The organism is Novosphingobium sp. FG90 (genome assembly GCF_057808725.1).
The window spans coordinates 85084-100652 of the sequence record NZ_JBMDIO010000001.1 but is presented as its reverse complement, the minus strand read 5'-3'; the positions used below and the strand labels follow the sequence as shown (position 1 = coordinate 100652).

General features: G+C 67.7%; 15 protein-coding genes. 1 reads left to right on the top strand and 14 read right to left on the bottom strand.

Annotated elements, in window-relative coordinates; translation table 11 throughout:
* Window position 1: 1 nt before the first annotated feature.
* The 13 genes from uraH to fumC all read right to left on the bottom strand — a co-directional run bounded on the left by uraH (window position 2) and on the right by fumC (window position 13319).
* Window positions 2-334, bottom strand: coding sequence for a hydroxyisourate hydrolase (gene uraH / locus ACODRZ_RS00400; RefSeq protein ID WP_488969045.1), 333 nt, complete (start codon window positions 332-334; stop codon window positions 2-4).
* The gene (locus tag ACODRZ_RS00395; RefSeq protein ID WP_488969044.1) at window positions 331-1776 is read right to left on the bottom strand and encodes an FAD-dependent oxidoreductase; all 1446 of its coding nucleotides are present in this window, start codon (window positions 1774-1776) and stop codon (window positions 331-333) included. Before ACODRZ_RS00395 ends, uraH begins: the two co-directional genes overlap by 4 nt.
* On the bottom strand, window positions 1773-2213 hold the full coding sequence (uraD, locus tag ACODRZ_RS00390; RefSeq protein WP_488969043.1) for a 2-oxo-4-hydroxy-4-carboxy-5-ureidoimidazoline decarboxylase: 441 nt from the start codon (window positions 2211-2213) through the stop codon (window positions 1773-1775). The genes ACODRZ_RS00395 and uraD overlap by 4 nt, the downstream gene beginning before the upstream one ends.
* A complete protein-coding gene (gene hpxZ, locus ACODRZ_RS00385) occupies window positions 2210-2590 on the bottom strand; it encodes an oxalurate catabolism protein HpxZ (protein ID WP_488969042.1) in 381 nt (126 codons plus the stop codon). The genes uraD and hpxZ overlap by 4 nt, the downstream gene beginning before the upstream one ends.
* On the bottom strand, window positions 2577-3467 hold the full coding sequence (puuE, locus tag ACODRZ_RS00380) for an allantoinase PuuE (protein WP_488969041.1): 891 nt from the start codon (window positions 3465-3467) through the stop codon (window positions 2577-2579). The genes hpxZ and puuE overlap by 14 nt, the downstream gene beginning before the upstream one ends.
* 118 nt (window positions 3468-3585) lie before the next feature.
* Window positions 3586-4767: a pyridoxal-phosphate-dependent aminotransferase family protein gene (locus ACODRZ_RS00375; protein ID WP_488969148.1), complete on the bottom strand. Its 1182-nt coding sequence runs from the start codon at window positions 4765-4767 to the stop codon at window positions 3586-3588.
* A gap of 43 nt (window positions 4768-4810) precedes the next feature.
* Window positions 4811-6055 (bottom strand): allantoate amidohydrolase, encoded by a 1245-nt coding sequence (locus ACODRZ_RS00370; RefSeq protein WP_488969040.1) that lies wholly within the window; start codon window positions 6053-6055, stop codon window positions 4811-4813.
* Window positions 6056-6206: 151 nt separating this feature from the next.
* The gene (locus ACODRZ_RS00365; protein WP_488969039.1) at window positions 6207-7784 is read right to left on the bottom strand and encodes a gamma-glutamyltransferase family protein; all 1578 of its coding nucleotides are present in this window, start codon (window positions 7782-7784) and stop codon (window positions 6207-6209) included.
* Window positions 7785-7794: 10 nt separating this feature from the next.
* On the bottom strand, window positions 7795-8724 hold the full coding sequence (locus ACODRZ_RS00360; RefSeq protein WP_488969038.1) for a 5'-methylthioadenosine/S-adenosylhomocysteine nucleosidase: 930 nt from the start codon (window positions 8722-8724) through the stop codon (window positions 7795-7797).
* On the bottom strand, window positions 8724-10079 hold the full coding sequence (locus tag ACODRZ_RS00355) for an NCS2 family permease (protein ID WP_488969037.1): 1356 nt from the start codon (window positions 10077-10079) through the stop codon (window positions 8724-8726). The genes ACODRZ_RS00360 and ACODRZ_RS00355 overlap by 1 nt, the downstream gene beginning before the upstream one ends.
* Entirely contained in the window at window positions 10076-11407 is a 1332-nt protein-coding gene (locus tag ACODRZ_RS00350; protein ID WP_488969036.1) for an AtzE family amidohydrolase, read from the bottom strand. Before ACODRZ_RS00350 ends, ACODRZ_RS00355 begins: the two co-directional genes overlap by 4 nt.
* Complete coding sequence (locus ACODRZ_RS00345; protein ID WP_488969035.1) at window positions 11404-11577, bottom strand: hypothetical protein; 174 nt, start codon at window positions 11575-11577, stop codon at window positions 11404-11406. Before ACODRZ_RS00345 ends, ACODRZ_RS00350 begins: the two co-directional genes overlap by 4 nt.
* Window positions 11578-11936: 359 nt before the next feature.
* Window positions 11937-13319 (bottom strand): class II fumarate hydratase, encoded by a 1383-nt coding sequence (gene fumC, locus ACODRZ_RS00340; protein WP_488969034.1) that lies wholly within the window; start codon window positions 13317-13319, stop codon window positions 11937-11939.
* A gap of 205 nt (window positions 13320-13524) precedes the next feature.
* On the opposite strand from fumC, the gene ACODRZ_RS00335 reads away from it, so the two are divergent.
* Window positions 13525-14511 (top strand): aldo/keto reductase, encoded by a 987-nt coding sequence (locus tag ACODRZ_RS00335; RefSeq protein WP_488969033.1) that lies wholly within the window; start codon window positions 13525-13527, stop codon window positions 14509-14511.
* 101 nt (window positions 14512-14612) lie between these two features.
* Here ACODRZ_RS00335 and ACODRZ_RS00330 read toward each other — a convergent pair whose 3' ends face one another.
* Window positions 14613-15518, bottom strand: coding sequence for a LysR family transcriptional regulator (locus ACODRZ_RS00330; protein ID WP_488969032.1), 906 nt, complete (start codon window positions 15516-15518; stop codon window positions 14613-14615).
* Window positions 15519-15569: the final 51 nt, after the last annotated feature.

The window sequence follows — 15569 nt, the reverse complement described above, 5'->3', positions numbered from 1 at the left end:
GTCAGCTGCCCCGGTAGGTCGAATAGCCGAAGGGGGAGACCAGCAGCGGCACGTGATAATGTCCGTCCGGATCGGCGATGCCGAAATCGATCGACACATGGTCGAGGAAGGGCGGCTCGGGCAGTTTGACGCCCTTGCCCCGGAAGTAGGCAGCAACCGCGAAGGTCAGGCGATAGGACCCGGTCGGCAGCGCCGGAAGTCCTGGGCAACGGCCATCGGCATTGGTCTCGCCGGTGAACAGGATCGTGCCCGATCCGGTCTCCAGGCACAGCGAGATACCCGTTGCGGGGGAACCATGCGTGGTATCGAGGACATGGGTGGAAAGGCTGCTCATGCGACCTCCTCCTCTTCGGCACGCGGCCATACGCCAAGGAACTCGTGTTCGTCATAATCGAGGAAGTCGGCCACCAGAGCCTCCCGGTCGTCGAGGAAGAGCTGGTCGGCGACCCCCCTGACCAGCCGTGGCAGCGCATTGTGCAGGCCCGACAGCGCAGAGGCGGAGAGGCCCAGGCTGACCAGCGCCGAATAGTTGAAGGCAAAAAGCCCGTGCAGCGGCGCGCCGTCCACCCCGTCGCGCGGCAGGAACTCGAAGGCACTACCGAGATACGGGTGCGCATCGATCAGCGCATTGGGCTTGCCTGGCGGCGTCACCCGGTCTCGCCAGCGGGCGATAAGGTCGGAAATCTGCGCCAGTTCGGGCCGCAGCCCGGGATCGCTGAGCAGCCCGGTGGAGATCACGACGAAGTCGAAATCATGGATGCCCTGCGGCGTCGTGACGCGCACCAGATTCCCGGCTTCATTGGTATGCTCCTTCACGTCGAGCCACGGCGCGCCAAGGTGCAGCGCAAAGCCGGGCCACGATGCCGCGCGCTCGAACGTGTCGTTCGTCGGCGGCTGGTTGTGGCCGAGAAAGGCGTCCATCGCGGCGTACTTGGTCGCATCGTCCAAGGCGGGATAGCGGGCGGTGAAACCCACGCGCTCCATGAACCGGATCGGGTTGATGCGCGGCAGCTGCTTGCGACGCATGAACACTTCCGCCGTCGCGACGCCCTGCGTCAGCGCGAAGTTGGCGTTGTCGAAGGCCGATGCCCCGCCGCCCAGCACGCCGATGCGCTTGCCGTGCAGCCGCGCGAAATCGATAGGTTCGCTCGTGTGCGCCCATAGGTGCCGGGAAAGGTTGTCGCTGACCATCGCCGGGGTGTGCCACTCCCCGCCGCCCTGGATACCGGTGGCGAGCACCACCTTGCGCGCATGTTCCACCATGCCGCCAGCGAAGTGCAGGCGATGCACGCCGAGATCGGGCAGCGGCTCGATCCGTTCCAGCTTCGCGCCGTTCTCCACCGGCAGGTCGAGCACGCGCCGATACCAGCGCAGATACTCCATCCAGTCACCACGCGCGATCTTGTCGATTGCCTCCCAGCCCGCACTCCCGTGCTGCGCCTCCCACCAGGCGCGATAAGTCAGCGAGGGCACGCCGAAGTCGATCGGGTTGAGGTGCTTGGGCGTGCGCAGCGTGACCATGCGCGCGTAGGTTTCCCAGGGTCCTTCGTAGCCCGCCTCGTTCTCGTCGAAGACGCGCACGTTGGTGACGCCCTCACGCCGCAGGCCCAGCGCGGCGGAGAGGCCGCACTGACCGCCGCCGATCACCGCGACGTCAAGCACCGCAACTCCATCGAGGTCCCGCGGGCGCACCCATTCCGGGCGGGCGAAGCCGATCAGCTCCAGTTCGCGGGCAAGCTGCGCCTCAAGGGCAGGGAGGCCTATCGCATCGATCATGTCATGTCTTCCAGACGCAGGCGGACGATTTCACCGATCTGCTCCAGCGCGGTCGCCACTTCGGTCTCGCAGTCATTCGCGAGACGGCGTTCCATCGCGGCGAGGATACCAGCCTTGTCGGTCAGGCGCACGCAGATGATGAAAGGAAAGTTGAACGCCGCGCGGTAAGCGGCGTTCAGACGGTGGAATTCGGCATATTCGTCAGGCGTCAGGCGGTCGAGGCCGGCGCTGGCCTGTTCGGCGGTGCTGGCTTCGGTCAGGGTGCGGTCGATGGCGGCCTTGCCCGCAAGCTCGGGATGCGCGCGGATAAGGGCGAGTTGCTCGTCCGGAGCGGCGGCATACATCACCGCCATCAGGTCAGCATGACGATCACCCGAAGAGGGCCTCGCATCGGCGCGCTCTTCCACCCAGGGGCTGTGTTCGAACAGGGCGGTCACGATGTGGTCCCCTCCAGGCTGACATGGGCGGAGACGACTTTCCAGCCATCGGTGAAGCGCACCCACGATTGCGTCTGGCGCCCCCGGCGGTCCGAGCCCTCGCGGAAGAATTCGGCATCGGCGGTGGCGAAATTGTCGCCGTAGACGGTGATCGCGACCTTCCCCAGCCTCCGCTGCGGGGAGCCGCCGCGACCCTTGCGGAACTCGCGAATCTCCGCGATGCCGTAGAGCACTTCACCCACGCCGTAGCGGTTGGTGGTGGGGGCATCGTGGAACAGCGCGTCCATCGCCGGAATGTCGTCTGCCATCAGCGCCGTCTCGTAGGCGTGGAAGGCGTGGGTCACTTCGGCGAGAAGCACGGGATCATTGATCCGCATAAGGATGCACCTCCATCCAGTGTCGCGCGATGTCGATACGGCGTGCCACCCAGGCATCACCGCTGGCCGTGACATGGTCGAGGAACTTCGCCAGCCACCGCGCGCGGCCGGGCTTGCCGGCAATGCGGGCGTGGAGGCCGACCGACATCATCCGCCCGCCCTCCTCGCGCAGCTGGTCGAACGTGTCGCGCATGTGGCGGAAGAACTGTTCGCCCTCGGTGAAGCCGTTGAGCGCGACGATCTTCATATCGTTGACGTCGAGCGTATAAGGCACGATCAGCTGGGGCTTCCCGTACCTGGTGTCCCAGTACGGCAGGTCGTCGGCGTAGCTGTCCGCATCGTAGAGAAACCCGCCCTCCTCCGCCACCAGCCGCGCAGTGTTGGGCGAGGTGCGACCCTGATACCAGCCGAGCGGGCGCTGACCCGTCAGCTTCTCATGCAGCGCGATGGCCTCTGCGATGTGCGCGCGTTCGACCTCTTCGGGCTGGTACTGATAGTCGATCCAGCGCAGGCCGTGGCTGGCGATTTCCCAGTCGGCCGCGAGCATCGCCGCGACCGCTTCGGGGTTCATGTCCATGGCCCTGGCCACGCCGAAAACGGTGACGGGAAGGCCGCGTTCGGTGAACAGGCGGTGGAGGCGCCAGAACCCGGCGCGGCTGCCATATTCGTAGAGGCTTTCCATCGCCATTGCCCGGTCGGGGTGGCTGCCCGCACCGACCATCTCGGAAAGGAACGCCTCGGAGCCCTTGTCCCCGTTGAGCACGGAATTCTCGGCGCCCTCCTCGTAATTGACGACGAACTGCACGGCCACGCGCGCACCGTTCGGCCACTGCGGATCGGGCGGGGTCTGGCCGTAGCCGATAAGGTCGCGGGTCATGGGCGCACCGTGGCGTTGCGGTCCTTCGACAAGCTCGGGACGAGCAGCGTGGGGATAAACCGCTTAAGAGAATGCCGCTCAGGCTGAACCTGCCGAAGCCCCCGCTGCGCGCGCACCCTCACGCCTCCCACGCCGCGATCGCCGCCGGCACCGCCTCGCCCACGGGCAGCACGAAGCCCTGCATCTGCAGGCATGATTCCAGCGCCGCCAGCGTGAGCAGCACCTTGTGCTTCATCGCATTGTAACCCATCGCGCCGATGCGCCAGATCTTGCCCTGCAGCGGTCCGAAAGCAGTGCCGATCTCGATCTCGAACAGTTCGCGCATGGCCTTGCGCACGGCTTCGCCATCGACGCTTTCGGGGATGTACACGCCGGTCACGTTGGTCATGCGATAGCGGTCGTCGCCGAACACCGTCAGGCCCATCGCGCGTAGCCCTGCCGTCATCGCCCGGCCTGCCGATGCATGACGGGCATAGCGCGCTTCCAGCCCCTCGCCCAGCGCGATGCGCGCGCATTCGCGGGCCGCATAGAGCATCGAGGTCGCCTCCGTATGGTGGTTCAGGCGCTTCTCGGACCAGTAGTCCATGATCATCGCCAGGTCGAAATAGTTGGAGCAGATGCGCGGCCCAGCGCCATCCACCATCCCGGCACTGCGGATGCCCTGCTCGACATGACGGCGCTTGCCGATATGCTCGGCGGCGCGGTCGGAAATCGTGATCGGGGCCGAGCCTGAAGGCCCGCCAAGGCACTTCTGCAGGCCGCCGGTGACCACATCGACATCCCAGCGATCCGCCGCCAGTTCCATGCCGCCGATCGTCGCGGTCGCATCGACGTAGGACAGCGCACCCGCCTGGCGGCACAGTTCGCCGAAGCCTTCCAGCGGCTGCGCCATCGTCGTCGAGGTGTCGCCGTGGATGGTCGCAACGACCTTGGGATGGCAACGGGCGATGGCGTTGGCGATGCGCTGCATCGGCACCACTTCGCCCCACGGCGCCTCGACCGTCTCGATGATAGCACCGATGCGCTGAAGGATTTCGGTCAGCAGCAGGCCGAAGCGACCGAAGTTCACCACCAGCACCACATCGCCGGGCGCGACGAGACTGACCAGCGCGGCCTCGATTCCGGCGCGGGCGGTGCCGTCGACCAGCATCGTCCACTGGTTCTGCGTCCCGAAGATCGGGCGGTAGAGCGCCATGACCTGATTCATGAACCCGGTCATCTCGGGATCGAACTGGCCGAGCAGGTCGGCGCTCATCGCCCGCAGCACGCGCGGGTGGGCGTTGATCGGCCCCGGCCCCATCAGCAGGCGCTGAGGCGGGTCGATCTCTCCGAAGAGCTGCGGATCAAGCGACAAAGGATTCTCCCAAACGGTCGATGAAGCCGAGCATCACCTGCAGCGCGATCCCCGCGTCGGCAGGCTCCACATGTTCGGCCGGGTTATGGCTGATGCCCTCGCGGCACCGGATGAACAGCATGGCGGTGGGGCACAGCGCGGCCATGTTCATGGCATCATGCCCCGCGCCCGACACAAGGCGGCGCACCGGCTGCCCGGCGGCGGCCAGCGCGGCGTCCATGATGTCCATGAGCGCAGGATCGCTGGGGCTGGCGGCAAGGTCGTGGATCAGGGCGACGTCCATATCCAGCGCACGTGCATCGGCGATTTCGGCAAGGCGCGCGAGGATCGCCTCGGCCACGGCGTCGCGGCGGCCTTCCGCGCCCGAACGCACGTCGATGGTGAAGCGCACCTCGCCGGGGATCACGTTGGGCGCGCCCGGTAGGGCCTGCAGCACGCCGACGGTGGCGACGACGTCGGAATTGTCCGCGCGCGCGATCTGCTCCACCGCCAGCACCATCGCCGCAGCGCCCGCCAGCGCATCGCGGCGCAGGCGCATCGTGGCGGTTCCGGCGTGTCCGGCCATGCCCTTGACGGTCACGGCATAGCGCAACTGCGCCGCGATGCCGGTAACGGTGCCGACCGCGAGGCCGTCCGCCTCCAGCACCGGCCCCTGCTCGATATGCGCTTCCAGATAGGCCAGCGTGGTATCGGGCGCACGGGCGGCAGTGAGATAGTCGGGCGTGGTCACCAGCGCTTCTGCCAGAGTGACGCCCGCCGTATCGGTGATGTCGAGCGCGGCGGCATCGAGCGTCCCGGCGACCGCGCGGCTGGTCAGCATCGCGGCGGGGAAGCGCGAGCCTTCCTCGTCGCCGAAAGCGTAGACCTCGATCGGGAACGGCAGGCGCTTCCCCTCCGCATGGAGTACGGCGACCGCCTCGATGCCAAGCATGATGCCAAGCGGCCCATCATACGGCCCGCCGTCGCGCACGGAATCGAGGTGGCTCCCGATCACCAGCGCCGGAGCATGGCCCAGATGCCCTTCGTAGCGGCCCACCAGATTGGCGGCGGCATCGATGTGGACGCGCATCCCGGCGGCCTCCATCCACGCGGCCACGGCCTCCTGCGCGGCGTCGTAGGCCGGGGTGAGGTAGGCGCGGAACAGCCCCCCTTCCATGTCGCTATAGGGCGCGACGCGCAGTTCGTCGCAGCGCGCCACGGCGCGTGCGCCGCTGGGGGTTTCGGGGGCGGTCATGGCCGCAACTCCGGCAGTTCGAGAGCGCAGTGACCGGGCTTCGACAAGCGCAGCCTGAGCGGGGTGGGGAGAAAGCTGACGGAATCGACAAGCATCGCTTCGATCCCGCTCAGGCTGAGCTTGTCGACGCCCCCGCAGGCAGGCGCGGCCCTCAGCATCCCGCCGCCTCGCCATCGCTGCGCGGGTCGGTCGCGCCTTCGAACGAACCGTCCGCAAGGCGCACCACCGCGCCCGCATGGCCCATCGTCGCGGTCAGCGGGCCGACCCGCTCGACATCGTGCCCGGCCTCGGCCAGTTCCGCATAGAGCCCCTCGTCAAAGCCATCCTCCAGCTTGAGCGAGGTGGTGACGTCGCCCCATGTCCGGCCCAGTAGCCAGCGCGGCGCGCTGATCGCGTCCTGCAGGTCCATGCCGAAGCGGGCGTAGCGGGTGAACAGCGCGGCCTGCGTCTGCGGCTGCCCCTCTCCGCCCATCGTCCCATATGCCATGACGCGCCCGTCCTCGAACACGGCCAGCGCCGGGTTGAGCGTGTGGAACGGCTTGCGGCCCGGCTTCAGCGCGTTCCAACCGCTCTGCGCAAGACGGAAGGAACTGCCCCGGTTCTGCCAGGTAATCCCTGTCTGCGGCAGCACGAGGCCCGAACCGAACTCGAAATACGTGGACTGGATGCACGACGCCACCCGCCCTTCGGCATCGGCGGCGCCGAACCAGCAGGTATCGCCCCACTGCGGCGGCTGCGGCCATTCCAGCGCCTTCGCCGGGTCGATGCGCGCGGCGAGTTCGTCCAGCGCGGCGAGGTCGGAGAGGAGCGCCTGAAAATCGAAGTCGGTATAAGCCGGATCACCCACATGAACGTCGCGCAGCAGGAACGCCTGCTTGGTCGCCTCAACCAGCCCGTGAATATGATCGAAGCCTTCGGGCGCATCGGCCTTGAGCCGGTCGAACAGCGCCAGGATCAGCAGCGAGGCGAAGCCCTGCGTCGGCGGCGTCGCGTTGTAGAGCGTCGCCCCGCCGATCGCGGTGTGCAGCGGTTCAGGCCGGGTCGCGGTGTGCGCGGCAAGGTCGGCGGCGGACACCGGACTGCCCAGCGCATACAGATCGGCCGCGATCAGCGCCGCCAGTTCGCCGGTGTAGAAATCCTGCAGACCATTCGCCGCCAGCTTGCGCAAGGTCTGCGCCAGCGCCGGGAGGCGCAGCGTGTCGCCCTCGGCCAGCGCACGGCCTTCCGGCTCGAAGGTGGCGGCATAGGCGCCGGGCTGGATGCGCAGTTCGTCGCCCTTGCCCGCCGCGATACCCGCGCCGCCCTTGGTGACCGCCACGCCGTTCTCGGCATGTTGGATGGCATCGCGCAACAGGCGTTCCAGCGGGAGCGTGCAGTAATCCGCCTCCAGCGCCGCCGCCCAGCCGGAGATCGTCCCCGCCACTGTATTCGCCGCCAGAGGCCCGCGCGTCGGCACCGCCTCCAGCCCAGCGTAGAGCGAGAGGTCCGCCTTCGCCGCCGCGCCGCCGCAGCCGTGGATCGAATGCACGGTGCCGTTGGGCTCGCGGATCACCCAGAAGCCGTCGCCGCCGATCGCGGTCATGTGCGGGTAGACAACCGCCAGCGTCGCGGCGATGGCGACGCAGGCCTCCACCGCGCTGCCGCCGTCGGCAAGCACGCCGCGGCCCGCCTGCGCGGCAAGGAAGTGCGGCGCGGTGGCGATGCCGTTGCTGGCGGTTACGGTCTTCATGGGCAGTCTCTCAGTCCGGAAGCGCCGCCACGAAGGCGCGCACCACATGGGCGGAGTTCACCGAGGCAAGGCGCTCGTAGGTGTCCTCCATGTTCTTGTCCTTGTCGCCGCCGGCAAGGTCCGACAGCGACCGGAACACGATCGTCGGCACCTGATTGGCATAGGCCACCTGCGCCACAGCCCCGCTCTCCATGTCGAGCACGCGGGCGTGCCACGCCTTGTAGAGATATTCGCGGAACTCGGCATTGTCGGCATAGACGCCTGCGCTGACCCCGGTGCCGCCGACGACGACCTTGGGCGGCTTGGCGAGGCACAGCTCGCTGCCGGGAAGCTGGTGCTCCGACGGCGGGACGCAGCGTTCCATCGCGATCGTCGGCGCGACCTTGCGCGCAAGGTCGAGCAGCGCGGGGTCCATCGCGAAGGTGAAGAAGCGCTTCGACGGGGTCGCGGCATTGGGCACGGTCACCCCGCGCGGGAAGATGAAGTTCCAGTTGCCGGGCGCCTCGGGCGAGACGGCCTCGGGCGACTTCCAGCCCTTGCGACCTGCCTTGCGGGCGAAGTTGACTTCCAGGTACTGGCCCCAGTCCTCCGCCACGATGACGTCGCCGATCGTCAGCGAGGGATCGACGCCGCCGGCGATGCCGGAAAAGACGATGCGCTTCACGGTGAAACGGTCGATCACCAGCTGGGTGTTCATCGCCGCGTTCACCATGGAAACGCCACTCTGCATCAGGAGGACGGGTTTGCCCTCCAGCATGCCGGTCAGGTACGTCGAGCCGTTGAGGCTGAACTCTTTCTGCTCGCTCACTGCATGGACGAGCGCGTTCCATTCGGGCTGATAGGCCGTCATCACCAGGGTACGAGGGGTGAGGTCGAGCCGCTCGTCCGCCAGCGCAGGGGTGGCGACGAGGGCAAACGCCGAGGCGATGACGGCGCGCATCAGGCGCCGCCCATCCACACGAAGCGGGCGACGAACAGCAGCGCAAGCACCAGCAGGAAGCCGTCCTTCTTGGTGATCGTCCCGCGCACGATCTTGAGCACGGCGTGGGCGGTAATACCGAAGGCAAGGCCGTTGGCGATCGAGAACGTCAGCGGGATCATCGCGACGGTCAGGAACGCGGGGATCGCCGCCAGCGGGTCCTCCCATTCCACTTCGGTCAGCGGCAGCAGCATCAGCCCGCCGACGATGATAAGCGCGGGCGCGGTCGCCGCCAGCGGGATCACTTGCGCGTAAGGCGCGACGAACATCATCGCCAGGAACAGCACGCCGGTGACCACCGAAGTTAGCCCGGTGCGCCCGCCGACCTGCACGCCCGCGGCGCTCTCGACATAGCTGGTGACCGTGCTGGTGCCCGCCACCGAGCCGACCATGGTGGCGACGGCGTCCGTCACGAGGATGCGGTTGAGCCCCGGGATGCGACCCGCCGCGTCCATCAGCCCTGCACGCTTGGTAACGGCGACGAGAGTGCCGATATTGTCGAACAGATCGACGAAGAGGAAGACGAACAGGATCTCCAGCAGGCCGAGGCCATGCTTGCCCGAAAGCCCGAAGACGCCCGCAAGGTCGAGCTGGAACGCCGTCCCGGTCAGCGCGGAGAGCGAGTAGGGCTCGGGGCTGATCGAGACCATGCCCGCGATCCAGCCGACGACGGTGGTGGCGAGGATGCCGATCAGCATAGCCCCGCGGACGTTCCACACCGACAGCGCGCCGATCACCAGCAGCCCGAACAGCGCCAGCGCCGCGCCGGGCGCCTTGAGATCGCCCAGCGCCACGAAAGTCGCCGGATTGGCGACGACGATGCCGGAATCCTTGAGGCCGATGAAGCCGATGAACAGGCCGATGCCACCGGCTACCGCCGCGAATAGGTACTGCGGGATCGAGGTGACGATCAGCTGGCGGATGCCCGTCAGCGTCAGCAGCAGGAAGGCTACGCCCGAGATGAACACGCAGCCCAGCGCCACCGGCCAGGGCACGCCCATCTGCTGAACAACGGTGAAGCTGAAGTAGGCGTTCAGCCCCATGCCCGGCGCCAGCGCCAGCGGGGTGTTCGCCACGAAGCCCATCAGGATCGAGGCGAACGCCGCCGCAAAGCACGTCGCCGCCGCCACCGAGGCGACCGGCATCCCTGCGCTGCCCAGGATCGCCGGATTGACCAGCACGATGTAGGCCATCGTCAGGAACGTGGTCATGCCCGCCAGCACTTCGGTGCGCGCGGTGGTGCCGCGTGCGGTCAGCGAGAAGTAGCGGTCGAGCTTGCCCGAAGGCACGACCTCCGGTGCATCAGTCTGCGTCACGCCTGTACCCTTTCAGCCGCCCCCAGCGGCATGGAAAATCCGATCGTGCCGTTCGCTTCGAGCATGGCGGCGAAGGCGAACAGGTCGGGCTCTCGCCCTGGTCCGCCGATCAGTTGCAGGCCGATCGGCAGCGTGCCCGGCCGGTAGAGCGGAACCGCCAGCGACGGCAATGCCGTGAACGTGATCGGCTGGGTATGAATGCCCAGATCCGCCCGCGCCGGAGCCAGTGCACCGTCGATCAGGATGCGCGGATCCGCGATCGGCGGCGCGAAAGTCGGCGTCGCGGGCGCGAGCAGCACGTCGTAATCGGCGACCAGCGCCGCGATCCGGGCGCGGTATTCGGCGCGGAAGGCTTGTGCCTCTGCGTAAAGGGCATCGGGCAGCAAGACACCGGCCAACAGCCGGTCGCGGACCTGCGGGTCGAAGCCCATCGCGTTTTGGGCCAGCGCTTCACGGTGCAGCGTGCCGCCCTCGTAAGCGGTAATGATGAACGCGGCGGAGCGCGCGCGGGCAATCTCGGGCAGTTCGACCAGCGGCGCGTCGGGGGCGATCGCGTCGATGGCGGCGAGTTGGTCGGCCTCGGCATTCTCGCGGAATCGGCCGCCGAGACGGGCGACGCGAAACTCGCTACGGCTTGCCGGTTCGCGCCCTGCGAGCACCTGCCAGACCAGCGCCATGTCCTCCACCGAGCGGGTGAAGGGGCCGATGTCGTCGAAGCTCTCGGCGAAGGGAAACACGCCGCCCAGCGGCAGGTCCTCATGCGTGGGTTTCAGGCCATAGAGCCCGCACAAGCTGGCAGGCACGCGGATCGAGCCATTGGTGTCCGATCCCAGCGCGAAAGCGAGCAGCCCGGCCGCGACGACCGCAGCCGAGCCGCCCGAGGAACCGCCTGCGAGGCGGGAGGGATCGTGAGGATTGCGGGTCGTGCCGTAAGCCGCGTTGATCGTCGCGAAGCCGTAGGCGAACTCGTCCATGTTGAGGGTGGCGAGGCAGATCGCGCCTGCCGCCTTGAGCCTGGCCACTGCCTCGGCGTCGGACGTGGCGGGGGCGGCATCGACGTAGATCGTGGAGCCTGCCGTGGTCGGCAGCCCTGCGAGGTCGAACAGGTCCTTCACGCCGTAGAGCACGCCCGCCAGCGGCCCCGGATCGCGCCCGGCGGCCACCATCGCATCGACCGCGTCGGCCTCGGCACGGGCACGGTCGTGCAGGACGCGGGTGACGGCTACATGCTCGTCGGCGACCAGGGCGATCAGCGCTTCTTCCACCATGCCGCGGGCACTGAGCGTCCCGGCGCGCACGGCAGCGGCGGTTTGCGCGATCGTCCTCATGCCGGTTCGCCGCGCATCGAGCGGACATGGCGCGCCAGCAGCGCGAGGTTGGCGGTAACGCCAGGCGCGCATTCGGGCAGGATCGGCAAGCCGCGCGCAGCGGCTGCGGCGGCGATCTCCGCATCGCCCTGCGGCACTTCAGGACGGGGGGAGGCGGGGTTTTCGGCCATTGTCTCGCGCGGTCGGAAGGATCGGGAGAGTGCGCCACGCGACCGTCAAAGTCCACGCCCCGCACCCGGGTCCTAACTGCCCTGCCAGACCTGCGCGATCAAACGCAATGATCGGAACGGATCGTTGCAAAAATGAGAGCGGGTGATGGAAGGGCCTGCCCGCCCGCCCCCTGGCCACTTTCGTCACCCTGAACTTGTTTCAGGGGCCATCGGGCGGTTGGTGCCGAAGCGTCGGTTCGCCAGGGGCGCCGTCGGTTTACCGCCGGACAGCGCCGGGCGGGCCGCGCAATGGACCCTGAAACAAGTTCAGGGTGACGCAGTGATAGGGGGGTGAGCATGGAGCACCCTCCCCTAACCGATCACACCATCGTTTCGGGGCGCACCACGCGGTCGAACGTCGCTTCATCCACCAGCCCAAGTTCCAGCGCCGCCTGCTTGAGCGTCTGGCCCTCGACGTGCGCATGCTTGGCGATCTTGGCGGCGTTATCGTAGCCGATTTCGGGCGCCAGCGCGGTCACCAGCATCAGCGAGCGGTCGAGCAGTTCGGCGATCCGCGCGCGGTTCGGCTCGATGCCATCGACGCAGCGCTCGGCGAAGCTGACCATGCCGACCGAGAGCAGGTCGATCGAGCGGATCACCGCCGCGCCGATCAGCGGTTTGAACACGTTGAGTTCGAACGCGCCCTGCAAACCGCCGATGGTCGCCGCCTGATGATTGCCGATGACCTGTGCGGACACCATCGTCAGCATCTCGCACTGGGTCGGGTTGACCTTGCCCGGCATGATCGAGCTGCCCGGCTCGTTGGCGGGCAGGTCCAGTTCGCCAAGGCCCGAGCGCGGACCGGAGCCCAGCCAGCGCACGTCGTTGGCGATCTTGGTCAGCGCCACCGCCAGCGTCGCCAGCGTGGACGAGAGGTGGACCAGCGGATCATTGGAAGCGAGCGCCTCGAACTTGTTCTCGGCAGTGCGGAACGGCAGGCCGGTGAGGCTGGCGAGTTCGGCGGCCACATCGACGTCGAAGCCCGGCACCGCGTTCAGCCCGGTGCCGACCGCCGTGCCGCCCTGCGCCAGCGCGCTCACTTCGCCCGAGACGGCCGGTTCGATGCGGCTCTTCGCCAGATGCAACTGCTGGACGTAGCCGGAGAATTCCTGCCCCAGCGTCACCGGCGTCGCGTCCTGCAGATGGGTGCGGCCGATCTTGACGATGTCCTTCCATGCCTCGGACTTGGCGTGCAGCGAGGCGTGCAGCTGCGCCAGCGCCGGATAGAGCTTGTCGTTCGCCGCGCGCGCCGCCGCGACATGCAGCGCGGTGGGGAAGCTGTCGTTCGAGGACTGGCCCATGTTCACATGGTCGTTGGGATGGACCGGCGACTTGCCGCCGCGCATGCCGGTCAGGATCTCGTTGGCGCGGCCCGCGATCACCTCGTTGACGTTCATGTTGGACTGGGTTCCCGAACCGGTCTGCCAGATCACCAGCGGGAACTGGTCGTCGAGCTTGCCCGAGACGATTTCCTGCGCGGCGCTTTCGATGGCGTCGGCGATCTTCCCGTCCAGCCCGTGCTTGCGGTTAACCCGCGCCGCCGCCTGCTTCACCAGCGCGAGGGCATGGACGATGGCGATCGGCATTCGCTCGGTTTCGCCGAAGGGGAAGTTCTCGATCGAGCGCTGGGTCTGCGCGCCCCAGTATGCGCTTGCGGGAACGTCGATTTCACCGATGCTGTCGGATTCGCGGCGGGTTTCCATGGACCTTAAACCTCCTTCGCTCATGCAATGTCGTCAGCGAGTTAGATAAGGTGCAAGTCCTTCTTGTCCATCGCTATTGCGACTTAGTCGCACACGCTCGCATGCAATCTCTGCAAGCCCGCTGCGTCCCACGCGCTTGACTGACCCGTCGATATGGCCGACCTCTCCGGTTCCCCTGATACCGCTTCCGAATACAGGACATTCCATGACCAAACGCCTTCTCGCCGGCCGCGAAGTCGCCGCCATCGGCCTCGGCTGCATGAACATCGCCTGGGCCTATGGCACGGCGCCCAGCCGCGCGGATGCGGTCTCACTGTTCCGCCATGCGCTCGACGCCGGGTGCGATCACTTCGACACCGCCAACATCTACGGCATGGGCGTCAGCGAAGAGACGCTGCGCGAGGCGATCATGGACCGGCGCGACGAATTCTTCCTCGCCACCAAGACCGGCATCGTGCTCGAAGGCGAGCGCCGCGGCACCGACTGCCGCCCCGAGAGCATCGTCGCCTCTATCGATGCCAGCCTCAAGCGCCTCGGCACCGACCATGTCGATCTGTTCTACATGCACCGGCTCGACCGCGACACGCCGATCGCGGATTCGGTCGGCGCGATGGCGCGGTTGATCGAGGCGGGCAAGATCGGCTCCTACGGCGTTTCCGAATGGTCGAGCGCGCACATCCGCGAGGCTCATGCCGTGCATCCGATGGCAGCGGTGCAGACCGAATACTCGCTCTGGACCCGCAACGTCGAGCTGGGCGTGCTGGACTCCACGCACGAACTCGGCATCGCGCTGGTCGCCTTCTCCCCGGTCGGACGCGGCGCGCTGTGCGGCGAGATCACCGCGCCCGAGCAGCTCGGCACCAAGGACATCCGCCTGAGCATGCCGCGCTTCTCGGCCGAGCACTGGCCCGCCAACCTCGCGCTGATCGAGCAGTTGTCCGCCCTCGCCGCCGAGGCCGGGGCCACGCCTGCGCAGCTGGCGCTGGCCTGGGTGCTGGCGCAGGGCAAGCACCTGCACGCGATCCCCGGCACCCGCTCCATCGCGCACTTCGACCAGAACCATGCCGCGATGGCGCTCGACATTCCGGCCGAGGTGATCGCGCGCGCAGGCGGGATCATCAACCAGCAGACCGTCAGCGGCCACCGCTATTCGCCGATGATGAACGCCTCGATCGATACCGAGGATTACTGAGGTCTGACGGGGCTTCGACAAGCTCAGCCTGAGCGGGAATGGCAGACGGTGGTTTACCCAGACCCCGCTCACCCTGAACTTGTCGAAGCCCTCGCCCGCCCTCACCCCAGCGGCTTCATCTCGCGGACCAGGTCGATCAGCAGGCGAAGGCCCCTCGGCACCTGGCGGCGGCTCGAATAGTAGATGAAGTAGCCCGGCCCCGGCGAAGCCCAGTCCTGCAGCACCGCGCGCAGCGAACCGTCTGCCAGCAGCGGCGCGATCGCCGGTTCCGCCGCGTACATCACGCCCATGCCGCTGAGCGCCAGAGCGCGGCTGACGCTGCCGTTGTCTACGATGATACCGCCGGGCACCGCGAGCGCGAGGGACTCCTCCCCCCGGTCGAAGTCCCAGTTGTACATGCGTCCGTTGCCGAGCCGCAGGCGGATGCACTGGTGCTGCATCAGGTCATGGGGATGCTGCGGCTCGCCATGCCTTTCGAAGTAGGCGGGCGCGCCTGCCACCACCCAGCGGAAATCGGGCGTGAGGCGCTGCGCGATCATGTCCTCGGGCACCGTGCCGCCGAAGCGGATGCCAGCATCGAAGCCCGCCTCGATCACGTCCACCATCGTGTTGTCCACGCTGATGTCGAGTTCGACGTCGGGATAGCGCGTGACGAATTCGGGCAGGATCGGCGCCAGCAGCCGCATCGCCGCCTCGTCCGGGACGTTGAGGCGCACGCGGCCGGTGGGGGCGTCGCGATGGAGGTTGAGCAGGTCCTCGGCCTCGTGGATCGCGGCGAAGGGGTCGCGGATGGCGGCCTGCAGGTCCTCGCCCGCCGCCGTCAGCGTGACCGAGCGGTTGGTACGGTTGACGAGGCGGACCTTGAGCCGCTCCTCCAGCCCGCGCAGCGAATGGCTGAGCGCCGAGGCGCTGACGCCCAATTCGGTCGCCGCCTTGCGGAAGTTGCGGTGCCGCGCGATGGCGAGGAAGTACGAAAGGTCGGCAAGGTCGGAACGCCGGAAGGGCATTTACGGATGTGTCCTGAAGATGATGGCCCCAGCCTAGGCCGCAAATCGCGC

What these genes read in the sequence shown, in the direction of transcription:
- uraH (WP_488969045.1), bottom strand. Translation starts at nt 334, where the DNA reads ATGAGCAGCCTTTCCACCCATGTCCTCGATACCACGCATGGTTCCCCC.
- ACODRZ_RS00395 (WP_488969044.1), bottom strand. Translation starts at nt 1,776, where the DNA reads ATGATCGATGCGATAGGCCTCCCTGCCCTTGAGGCGCAGCTTGCCCGC.
- hpxZ (WP_488969042.1), bottom strand. Translation starts at nt 2,590, where the DNA reads ATGCGGATCAATGATCCCGTGCTTCTCGCCGAAGTGACCCACGCCTTC.
- puuE (WP_488969041.1), bottom strand. Translation starts at nt 3,467, where the DNA reads ATGACCCGCGACCTTATCGGCTACGGCCAGACCCCGCCCGATCCGCAG.
- ACODRZ_RS00375 (WP_488969148.1), bottom strand. Translation starts at nt 4,767, where the DNA reads ATGGGGCCGGGGCCGATCAACGCCCACCCGCGCGTGCTGCGGGCGATG.
- ACODRZ_RS00370 (WP_488969040.1), bottom strand. Translation starts at nt 6,055, where the DNA reads ATGACCGCCCCCGAAACCCCCAGCGGCGCACGCGCCGTGGCGCGCTGC.
- ACODRZ_RS00365 (WP_488969039.1), bottom strand. Translation starts at nt 7,784, where the DNA reads ATGAAGACCGTAACCGCCAGCAACGGCATCGCCACCGCGCCGCACTTC.
- ACODRZ_RS00360 (WP_488969038.1), bottom strand. Translation starts at nt 8,724, where the DNA reads ATGCGCGCCGTCATCGCCTCGGCGTTTGCCCTCGTCGCCACCCCTGCG.
- ACODRZ_RS00350 (WP_488969036.1), bottom strand. Translation starts at nt 11,407, where the DNA reads ATGAGGACGATCGCGCAAACCGCCGCTGCCGTGCGCGCCGGGACGCTC.
- ACODRZ_RS00345 (WP_488969035.1), bottom strand. Translation starts at nt 11,577, where the DNA reads ATGGCCGAAAACCCCGCCTCCCCCCGTCCTGAAGTGCCGCAGGGCGAT.
- fumC (WP_488969034.1), bottom strand. Translation starts at nt 13,319, where the DNA reads ATGGAAACCCGCCGCGAATCCGACAGCATCGGTGAAATCGACGTTCCC.
- ACODRZ_RS00335 (WP_488969033.1), top strand. Translation starts at nt 13,525, where the DNA reads ATGACCAAACGCCTTCTCGCCGGCCGCGAAGTCGCCGCCATCGGCCTC.
- ACODRZ_RS00330 (WP_488969032.1), bottom strand. Translation starts at nt 15,518, where the DNA reads ATGCCCTTCCGGCGTTCCGACCTTGCCGACCTTTCGTACTTCCTCGCC.